1 protein-coding gene is annotated in these 586 nt (G+C 33.8%); it reads left to right on the plus strand.

Annotated features, from left to right (window positions below):
* Positions 1-76: 76 nt before the first annotated feature.
* Positions 77-586, plus strand: a 510-nt coding sequence (locus H8B04_RS16905) for an IS3 family transposase (RefSeq protein WP_317170681.1), incomplete at its 3' end; no start/stop codon positions are given.

The raw sequence follows: 586 nt of genomic DNA on the forward strand, positions 1-586 counted from the left end.
CATATAAATCTCAAAAACCTTTAACTAGAGAAGAAGAACTTTTACTGGAAATCGAACGGTTACGTTGTGAAAATGCATTTTTAAAAAAGTTCAATGCCTTAATTCAAGCGGAGGAAGAAAAACTAAACTCTCGAAAGTCAAAGTCATCGAAGAGTTAAGGCAGGATTTCAGTCTGGATTTACTTCTAGACTGCAGTAAGATGGCTCGCAGTAGTTATTTTTATCACCAACAACGTGGTAAATTAGATAAGTACGCTGATATAAAGCCGGTTATCATGGAGATTTACAATCAACACAAAGGTCGTTATGGCTATCGTCGTATAAAAGATGCGCTGCGAAAGAAAGGTATACTCATTAATCATAAAACAGTTTTGAAATTGATGGTTGAGCTGGGAATAAGGAGTATTATACGAAAAAAAAGAAAATATAATTCCTATAAGGGCGAACAAGGTAAAATAGCACCAAATATCTTAAAAAGGGAATTCAAAGCTGAAAAACCACAACAGAAATGGGTAACAGATGTTACTGAATTTAGAGTCGGAGATAAAAAACTTTATTTATCCCCAATCATGGATTTATACAATCAA

Source organism: Sphingobacterium litopenaei (assembly GCF_014692495.1).
GTDB lineage: Bacteria > Bacteroidota > Bacteroidia > Sphingobacteriales > Sphingobacteriaceae > Sphingobacterium > Sphingobacterium litopenaei.